This is a genomic window from Mycobacterium attenuatum, from assembly GCF_900566085.1.
GTDB classification, from domain to species: domain Bacteria; phylum Actinomycetota; class Actinomycetes; order Mycobacteriales; family Mycobacteriaceae; genus Mycobacterium; species Mycobacterium attenuatum.
The window spans coordinates 20,390-28,633 of the sequence record NZ_UPHT01000082.1 but is presented as its reverse complement, the minus strand read 5'-3'; the positions used below and the strand labels follow the sequence as shown (position 1 = coordinate 28,633).

The 8,244-nt window shown below is 68.2% G+C and carries 9 protein-coding genes and 1 pseudogene; 5 read left to right on the top strand and 5 right to left on the bottom strand.

Features of this window, described 5'->3' with window-relative positions; translation table 11 throughout:
- From EET13_RS31470 to EET13_RS14000, 4 genes are all read right to left on the bottom strand, one after another.
- The coding region (locus tag EET13_RS31470) for a PE family protein (RefSeq protein WP_136623160.1) at positions 1-1,725 on the bottom strand (1,725 nt) is incomplete at its 3' end.
- Between the two features lie 212 nt (positions 1,726-1,937).
- Entirely contained in the window at positions 1,938-2,294 is a 357-nt protein-coding gene (locus tag EET13_RS14010) for a carboxymuconolactone decarboxylase family protein (protein ID WP_122442862.1), read from the bottom strand.
- A gap of 55 nt (positions 2,295-2,349) precedes the next feature.
- Positions 2,350-2,778, bottom strand: coding sequence for a DUF302 domain-containing protein (locus EET13_RS14005; protein WP_122442861.1), 429 nt, complete (start codon positions 2,776-2,778; stop codon positions 2,350-2,352).
- Positions 2,779-2,812: 34 nt separating this feature from the next.
- Positions 2,813-3,082 (bottom strand): metal-sensitive transcriptional regulator, encoded by a 270-nt coding sequence (locus EET13_RS14000; RefSeq protein WP_122442860.1) that lies wholly within the window; start codon positions 3,080-3,082, stop codon positions 2,813-2,815.
- 137 nt (positions 3,083-3,219) lie between these two features.
- Between EET13_RS14000 and EET13_RS13995 the strand changes: the two genes are divergently transcribed.
- Positions 3,220-3,594 (top strand): thioredoxin family protein, encoded by a 375-nt coding sequence (locus EET13_RS13995; protein WP_122442865.1) that lies wholly within the window; start codon positions 3,220-3,222, stop codon positions 3,592-3,594.
- Between the two features lie 24 nt (positions 3,595-3,618).
- Here EET13_RS13995 and EET13_RS13990 read toward each other — a convergent pair whose 3' ends face one another.
- The gene (locus EET13_RS13990; RefSeq protein WP_122442859.1) at positions 3,619-4,839 is read right to left on the bottom strand and encodes a CaiB/BaiF CoA transferase family protein; all 1,221 of its coding nucleotides are present in this window, start codon (positions 4,837-4,839) and stop codon (positions 3,619-3,621) included.
- Between the two features lie 255 nt (positions 4,840-5,094).
- Between EET13_RS13990 and EET13_RS13985 the strand changes: the two are divergent.
- The 4 genes and pseudogenes from EET13_RS13985 to EET13_RS13970 all read left to right on the top strand — a co-directional run.
- Positions 5,095-5,955, top strand: a pseudogene (locus tag EET13_RS13985) (mycofactocin-coupled SDR family oxidoreductase); the annotation flags it as partial.
- A 48-nt stretch (positions 5,956-6,003) separates the two neighbouring features.
- Positions 6,004-6,999, top strand: a complete 996-nt coding sequence (locus tag EET13_RS13980; protein WP_122442864.1) for a thiamine pyrophosphate-dependent dehydrogenase E1 component subunit alpha — start codon at positions 6,004-6,006, stop codon at positions 6,997-6,999.
- Positions 7,000-7,010: 11 nt separating this feature from the next.
- Positions 7,011-8,009, top strand: coding sequence for an alpha-ketoacid dehydrogenase subunit beta (locus EET13_RS13975; RefSeq protein ID WP_122442858.1), 999 nt, complete (start codon positions 7,011-7,013; stop codon positions 8,007-8,009).
- Positions 8,002-8,238 (top strand): lipoyl domain-containing protein, encoded by a 237-nt coding sequence (locus tag EET13_RS13970; RefSeq protein ID WP_122442857.1) that lies wholly within the window; start codon positions 8,002-8,004, stop codon positions 8,236-8,238. The genes EET13_RS13975 and EET13_RS13970 overlap by 8 nt, the downstream gene beginning before the upstream one ends.
- Positions 8,239-8,244 lie beyond the last annotated feature (6 nt).

Here is an 8,244-nt window from a genome sequence, read left to right as displayed (position 1 = left end):
GATGATCACCGCGCCCCCGCCGTTACCGCCCGCACCGGTGCCGCCGGGGGCGCCGTTACCGCCGGCACCGCCGCTGCCGAAGAACACCGCACCCGATCCACCGGAGCCGCCGGCACCCTGGCCGCCCGCCCCGCCGGTTCCGCCGGCGCCACCGTTGCCGAAGAAAAATGAGCCGTTGCCCCCCTGACCGCCACTGCCCACACTGGTGCCCCCGCCGGCACCGCCGTTGCCACCGGTGCCGCCGTTGCCGAAGATCAGGCCGCCGTTGCCGCCGTTTCCGCCGCTGGCATACAGCGCTCCATTGGTGCTGGTGGCCCCGCCGTTGCCGCCGGCGCCACCGGTGCCGAACAGATATCCGGCGCGGCCGCCGTTGCCGCCGATGCCGCCCACCGGCTGGGAAGTGACCGGCACCGCGGCCGTCGTCCCGGCGCCGATCCCACCGCCGTTGCCGCCGGCACCTCCGACCCCGAGCAGCTGGGCATCGCCGCCGGCGCCACCGAAGCCGCCCGAGCCGGCGAAGCCTGTGGTCACGCCGGCGCCACCGGCGCCGCCGAGGGCGCCGCTGCCGCCGGATCCACCGTTGCCCAGCAGCAGGCCGCCGGGGCTTCCGGTGCCGCCGAGACCACCGATGCCGCCCTGGCCGCCCTGGGCGCCTCCGGTGCCACCGTCACCCCCCAACCCGCCCTGACCGCCGACCGCGCCGTTGCCGAACAGGCCCGTGGCACCTCCGTTCCCGCCGGACCCACCATGACCGCCGAAGCTGGCGAACAGTCCGTCGCCGGCCCCGCCCGCGCCGCCGGCCCCGCCGGCGCCCGGCGCGCCGTACAGCAGTCCACTCTGGCCGCCGAGACCGCCCATGCCGCCGTAGCCACCCACGCTCAGGACCGTCGCGTTGCTGAGGCCGCCGGCCCCGCCGGTCCCGCCGGCGCCGCCGACACCGAACAGGGCCGCCGCACCGCCACCGGCTCCGCCGGATCCGCCGACACCGCCCGCGGGGATGATGGTCGGCGACGGCCCGAGGGCCGGCGCGGCTCCCCCGATCCCGCCGTTACCGCCCGCGCCACCCAAGCCGTAGATCAGCCCGGCGCCACCACCGTTGCCGCCGTTGCCGCCGCTGGTGCCGACGCCACCGGCCAGTGGCGCAGGGCCGCCGTTGCCGCCGGCGCCACCGGCACCGCCGTTGCCCCACAGCAGGCCGCCGTTGCCCCCGGCGCCGCCGTTGCCCCATAAGCCTGCGTTGCCGCCGTTGCCGCCGCCCTGGTTGACGCCCCCGGAGCCGCCGTTGCCGCCGTTGCCGATCAAGATCCCGCCGTCACCGCCGCTTTGACCCGTCCCTGGCGCTCCGTTGGCGCCGTTGCCGATCAATGGACGCCCGAACAGCGCCTGAGTGGGCGCGTTGATCAGGTCCAGCACGTCCTGCTGCAGGGATTGCGCCGCCGAGGCATTGGCAGCCTCGGCGAGGGAATACGTGCCCGCTCCCGCGGTGAGCAGCTGCACGAACTGTTCATGAAATGCCGCCGCCTGGGCGCTGAGGAGTTGATACGCCTGGGCATGCGCGCCGAACAGGGCCGCGACGGCGCTTGACACCTCGTCCGCACCGGCGGCTAGCACTGACATCGTCGGCGCCGCGGCGGCAACATTGGCCGTGCTGATCGACGAACCGACGCTCGCCAGATCCGTTGCCGCCGCCGCCACCAGCTCTGGGGCCGCGATGAGATACGACATCAGGGACCTCCCACCACCTCACGGAAACCTGGCGGGCGCCCGGTCGCCATCAACCCTCGGCAAAGGGTATCGCCATCGGGTCAGCACACCCCGTATTTCCGCTAGACCTACCGATCGTTTCGCCGGATGGCGCCGGAATGTTTCAACACCCCTGCGAGCACCGGCCGCTGGGCGCAGCTCGGCTGGAACGCCATGAGGACGACAGGATGACGCTAAGAAGGTTTCGTCTCGGCGAATTCGCAGAATGCGGTGTAGGCCCGCGCGCCGTAGATGGTGGCCGGTCCCCCGTGCATGAGGATGGTGACACCGATCGCCTCGGCGGCTTCCTCGGCGGTCGCACCGGCGCGGGCGGCGGCCTGGGCGTGTGACGCGATGCAGCCATCACATCCCTGCACCACCCCGATCGCCATCGCCATGAGTTCCTTGACCTTGCGGCTGAGGGCGCCGTCGGTGAGCGCGGCCCCGCTCAGGGCCGCGAATCCCTTGTAGACGTCCGGGATCTGGCTGCGAAGCGCCCGGTGTTGCGGCCGCAGATCCTCGAGGACCTCGTGATGGTGTTGGTCTGACATAAGCGTCGTTACCCCTCGGGTAGTAGTGGGAACCTCAGGGTCGCAAGGGTACCGATTAGGCCTGCGACCGCTCGGCCGCCGCCTCCGATCGTTCCAGCTCGTCGATGACGGCCTGGATGCGGCCGGTGACTTCCTCGGCGATCGGGACGAGCTTCGGCTCGCCGGTCACGTCGGCCATCAGCCGCGGATTCATGGCTTCGATGACGATGGTGCCGGCCTGTTCCGGATGCGACCGCACCACCACGTTGCAGGGCAGCAGGGTGCCGATCTGGCGGGTCGCCCCGATCGCGCGGTGCGCCAGCTGCGGATTGCACGCGCCGAGGATCAGGTAGTTCTCCATGTCCTCGCCCAGTTTGGCTTTCAGGGTTGCCTTCACGTCGATCTCGGTCAAGACGCCAAAACCTTGCTGCGCGAGCGCCTCACGAGTGCGGGTGACCGCCTCGTCAAAGCCGGTGTGCAACGTGGTCGTCAATGCAATATCCATCACCAATATCTCCTTCGTCCTTTTCGGGGCGCCGTCAGGCCAGCGCCAGAAACAGCTTTTCCAACTCGGCTTCGCTGAGCGGGGCGCCGCGGCCCGACTCGGCACCGGTAATGCATTCCCGAAGTCCGGTCGCAACAATCTTGAACCCGGCCCGGTCGAGCGCCCGCGACACCGCGGCCAGCTGAGTTACTACCTCTTTACAGTCGCGGCCCTGCTCGATCATCGAAATGACTCCCGCGAGCTGTCCTTGGGCTCGCCGCAGCCGGTTCAGTACCGCAGCCATGCTGTCTTGATCACCGATCATGGTGGATCCTCTCGTCTCATCGGCCTTACCCAGGATAGTACCCCGGGGGGTATGAATAAGCATCCGCAACATCGGGGAATATACCCCTATGGGTATCGGTTGGTACCAAGCAGCATCCCCGGATGAAAGGACCGGCAATGGCCACCGTCAATCTCGCCCATGACACATTCGAGTCCACAGTTACCGACAACCAGCTTGTGCTGGTTGACTTTTGGGCTGGCTACTGCCGCCCGTGCCAAGCGTTCGCCCCAATCTACGAACAATCCGCGCGTGCCCATCCCGACGTCGTGCACGCCAAGGTCGACACTCAGGCCGAGCGCGAACTGGCCGCGGCGGCGGGCATCCGCTCAATTCCGACCATCATGGCGTTTCGTGAGGGGGTACTGGTCTACAGCCAGGCCGGGGCACTACCGCCGGCGGTGCTGGAAAACCTGATCGGCCAGATGAAATCGCTGGACATGGCTACGGTACGCGCCAAAATCGCCGCACGCCAGGCAGCTACTGCCCGGTAGCCGGCCGTTCGGTAGCCGGCCCCCTCACAGGATCGCGTTGAGATCCTTGGCCCTGGCGATGTCGTCCCAGTCCACCTCGAGCTCGAGCAGAATCTCCTCGGTGTGCTGCCCATGCTCGGGGGCCCGCGCGGGATCAGGTGGCGTCTCGTTGAACTGAACCGGCGCGGCCACGATCCGGTACGGAGCGCCGTGATCATCGAGGTTGGTCACCACATACCCGTTGGGTTCGACCTGCGGATCGTTGAGCGTTTCCCGCGGTGTCGCCAGGGCCGCCCATACGCCCGGTTCGTCCTCGAGCACCTTTTGCCAATGCGCGAGATCGTGGCCGGCGAAGGCAGCGGCGAAGATCTGCGTTGCTTCGGCGGCGTTGGCAATGAGGTTGCGCGACGGCACAAACCGCTCGTCGGCGGCCAGCTCGGCAAGGCCCATCCGCCGGCAAAAACCCGCCCAGTATTTGTCGGGTTGTAAGAACACCAGCTGAATCCACCTGCCGTCCTTGGTCTGGTACCGATTCACCAACGGATTGATGGCCAACCCGGGCGGCGCCCCGGGAATGCCGTCGATATCGAAGAAGTCCGCCGCCGAAATCGACGGCGCGATGGCCCACATCGCCTGAGCCAGCAGTGACGAGTCAACGATGCACGGCTCTCCGGTGCGTTCGCGGTGAAACAACGCGGCACACACCCCACCGGCCAGTGTTGCCCCGCCCTGCAGGTCGCCGAACGCCGGCCCCTGCACAGCCGGCGTCTCGCTGCCGAACGGCGTGAGTGTGTAGGCAACCCCGCCGCGCGCCAGGTACGTGGCGGCATCGAAGCCACCGCGATCGCGATCGGGGCCGCGCACTCCCAGTCCCGTTCCTCTGGCGACGATGATCCTGGGATTGAAGGCGCGGATATCCTCGATGGTCAGCCGGGCGCGCTCGAGCGCGCCGGGCAGCCAGTTGGTGAGAAACACATCCGCACTGGCCAGCAATCGGCCGAACAACTCACGCCCGGTCTCGGATTTCACGTCGATCGCAATGCTGCGCTTGCCCCGGTTACCCAACTCGAGAATGAAGTCGGCGTCGACCCGGGCCGCTTCGCGGGTGAAACCGCCCACCACCAGCGCCCGCCCAGGATCGCCGGAAGCCACGCCCTCCACCTTGATCACGTCGGCGCCCCAATCCGACAGGGCGGCACCGGCCGACGGTACGTAGGTCCACGACGCCAGCTCGACCACCCGGACACCGCTGAGCACCCCTGCCATCGCAATCCCCTCGGTCGATGCAGCTATTCCTTGCTATTTTAGATATTCTAGCTAGCGTAGCGGATGGCGATATCCCGGCAGCAGGTACGCGCGGTTCTTCGGAAGAGATGCGATGGGGCCCACCAACGGTTCGACGCCGGCGCGGTTGGCCGCTGCCCGGGCCCGGCCGTGCCCGGTCCCCGCGCCGTGCGGGCGACGAAAGGCTTTGACTCCCAAGGTGGGTCGTCGGTGCGGGGCCTCGGACAAGGGGCGGCGATGGGCCGGGTAGCCGGCAAGGTGGCGGTGATCAGTGGCGCTGCGCGCGGGCAGGGCCGCTCGCATGCACGGTTGCTTGCCGCAGAGGGGGCCGACATCGTCGCGGTGGACTTGTGCGCCGATATCGAGACGAACGAGTATCCGCTGGCCAGGCCGGAGGACCTCGCCGAGACGGCACGTCTGGTGGAAAAGGAAGGCCGGCGGGTCATCACCGCGATCGCCGACGTCCGCGACCGGGCAGCATTGTCGACAGCGATCGACACCGCGGTGTCCGAGTTGGGCCGTCTCGACATCGTGGTCGCCGACGCCGGCATCTGCCCGCTAACCGCCGGCCTGCCGCCGCAGGCCTTCGCCGACGCCGTGGACGTAGACCTGGTCGGGGTGCTCAACCTGGTGCACGCCAGCCTGAAACATCTCCAGGCCGGGGCGTCGATCATCGTTATCGGATCCAACGCCGCATTCATGTCGTCGATGAACACCACCGGCATCGACGGCGGCCCGGGCGGGGCGGGCTATGCCTTCGCCAAGATCGCTGCGGCGCATTATGTTAACGACTTTGCCCTGGCGCTGGCCCCGTTCTCCATCCGGATGAACGCGGTGCACCCGACCAACGTCAACACCGACATGCTGCACAGCGCACCCATGTACCGGGCCTTCCGGCCGGACCTGCCCAACCCCAAGCGCGCGGACGCGGAAGTAGTTTTCCCGGTGGTCCAAGCGATGCCGATTCCCTATGTCGAACCCGAGGACATCAGCGAGGCCGTGTTGTTCCTCGCCTCCGACGCGGCCCGCTATATCACCGGTCAGCAGTTGCGGGTAGACGGCGGCGGGTTCCTCAAGGTCAAACCCTGGTCGGGGGGTAACCGTGATGCGATTACGGTTGCACCGCAACGGGTCTGGAGGCGCGCGATGAACCGCTGCGGTCAGGGTGATCGCGATGACTTCCGGCGCCGCCTCTATGCGGTGATGGTGCTGATGAAGACGGCCGACGACCGGCTGGCCAAGGGCATCAGTACCGGGGAGTTCATGTGCGTGTACTGGCCCTCGCGCGGCCAGGAGGCCATCGCCGCGGCCATGGGTGTGGTGCTGCGGACCGATGATCAGCTGGTCACCACCTACCGCGGACTGCACGATCTGATCGGCAAAGGGGTGCCGCTGCAAGAGATCTTCGGCGAGATGATGGGACGGACCGTCGGCGCCGGCCGCGGCAAGGGCGGCACCATGCACATCGCCAATCCCGCTTCGGGCGTAATGCTTTCGACCGGCATCGTCGGCGCCGGGCCGCCGGTGGCCGTCGGGCTCGCCCTGGCCGGCAAGCGCAAGGGCCTGGATCGCGTGACGGTGGTCAGCTTCGGCGACGGCGCCGCCAACACCGGTTCCTTCCACGAGGCGGCCAACATGGCCGCACTGTGGGACCTACCGCTGGTATTCGTGTGCCAGAACAACCGGTACGCGGAGATGACTCCCACGTCGGCCACTATGAAACTCGAACACGTCGCGGACCGGGCCGCCGGTTATGCGATGCCGGGCGTGCGCGTCGACGGCAACGACCCGCTGGGGGTGAGGTCAGCACTCGACGACGCGGTGGGCCGCGCCCGCGGCGGTGGGGGCCCCGCCTTCATCGAGTGCGTGACGTTTCGCTTTCGCGGTCACTACTTCGGCGACCGGATGCCGTACATGCCAAAGGATGAGCTGGCAGCGGCCATGGCGGCCGACCCGGTGCCCCGATTCGGCAACTATCTCCTCGAAACCGGTGTGTGCGGCGAGGACGAGCTGCGCCGCATCGACGATGAAGCGCTGCAGCAGGTGGAGACGGCGGTGCAGGCGGTCATGACCGCCGACTCCACGTCCGCCGACGAACTCGAGCGTGACGTGTACGCGACGCCGATCACATTCCCGGTATGAGGGATGCCCGCATGGCCGAACAGGAAATGACGATGCGCGAGGCGCTCAACCTCGCACTGGATCAAGCGCTGCAGGCCGACGAGCGGGTGTTTCTGCTCGGTGAGGACATCGCCGATCCCGGCGCGTCCGGACCGACGGCGGGCCTGTCGACGAAGTATGGCCATGACCGGGTGGTGGACACGCCGATCTCCGAGGCCGCGATCGTGGGTGCGGCGATCGGCGCGGCGATAGACGGGATGCTGCCGGTCGCCGAGATCATGATCATGGATTTCATCGGCATCGCCGCCAACCAGTTGATCAACAATGCCGCCAAGCCGCGCTTCATGACCGGCGGACGCACCACCGCGCCGATCACCGTCCGCACCCAGGTGTATGCCGGGTTGGCCACCGGCGCCACGCATTCGCAGACGTTGGAGGCGTGGTTCATGCACATCCCCGGGATGAAGGTGATTGTGCCGTCCACCCCGCGCGACGGCAAGGGCCTGCTGACCGCAGCGATCTTCGACGAAGACCCGTGCCTGTTCATCGAAACGATCCGGCTGCAAGGCAAACGCGGACCCGTCCCCGTCGACGCGGGTTTTGCTATTCCGTTGGGCCGGGCCGACATCAAGCGGCCGGGCACCGACGTGAGCCTGATCAGCTACGGGCGCTGTGTGTACGACGCGCTGGCGGCGGCGGACACGCTACAGGAGCAAGGGGTCAGCGCCGAGGTCGTCGACCTGCGCACCCTGGTGCCGCTGGATGTCGAGACCGTCGTCGAATCCGCCCGTCGCACAAGACGAGCCGTCGTGGTGCACGACGCGGTGCAATTCGGCGGGCCCGGGGCGGAGATCGCCGCGATCCTGCAATCGGAATTGTTCGGCGAACTCGCGGCGCCCGTGGAGCGAGTCGGTGCACGGTTCGTCCCGAGCCCGGCCGCCGCCGCGCTGGAGGCGCAGGTGTATCCCTCGCCGGCACGGATCGTCGCGGCCGCGCAGCGGACCCTGAACAGGACGGGAGTGCATGGCTGACTTCGTCATTCGCATCCCGCGTGTGTCGGTCGCGGTGTCGGAGGCCGAACTCGTCGAACTGCTCGTCGAAAGCGGCCAGCATGTCCAGGAGGGCACCCCGATCTACGTCATCGCAACCGAGAAGGCCGAACAAGAGATCGAGGCCGGTGCGTCCGGCACCGTGCAGTGGACCGCGGCCGCCGGTGGCACTTACGACATCGGCGTTCAGATCGGCGTCATCACCTCATAACTCAGG

Coding starts and splice junctions, on each gene's coding strand:
- EET13_RS14010 (WP_122442862.1), bottom strand. CDS start 2,294: ATGTCAGACCAACACCATCACGAGGTCCTCGAGGATCTGCGGCCGCAA.
- EET13_RS14005 (WP_122442861.1), bottom strand. CDS start 2,778: ATGGATATTGCATTGACGACCACGTTGCACACCGGCTTTGACGAGGCG.
- EET13_RS14000 (WP_122442860.1), bottom strand. CDS start 3,082: ATGATCGGTGATCAAGACAGCATGGCTGCGGTACTGAACCGGCTGCGG.
- EET13_RS13995 (WP_122442865.1), top strand. CDS start 3,220: ATGGCCACCGTCAATCTCGCCCATGACACATTCGAGTCCACAGTTACC.
- EET13_RS13990 (WP_122442859.1), bottom strand. CDS start 4,839: ATGGCAGGGGTGCTCAGCGGTGTCCGGGTGGTCGAGCTGGCGTCGTGG.
- EET13_RS13980 (WP_122442864.1), top strand. CDS start 6,004: ATGAACCGCTGCGGTCAGGGTGATCGCGATGACTTCCGGCGCCGCCTC.
- EET13_RS13975 (WP_122442858.1), top strand. CDS start 7,011: ATGGCCGAACAGGAAATGACGATGCGCGAGGCGCTCAACCTCGCACTG.
- EET13_RS13970 (WP_122442857.1), top strand. CDS start 8,002: ATGGCTGACTTCGTCATTCGCATCCCGCGTGTGTCGGTCGCGGTGTCG.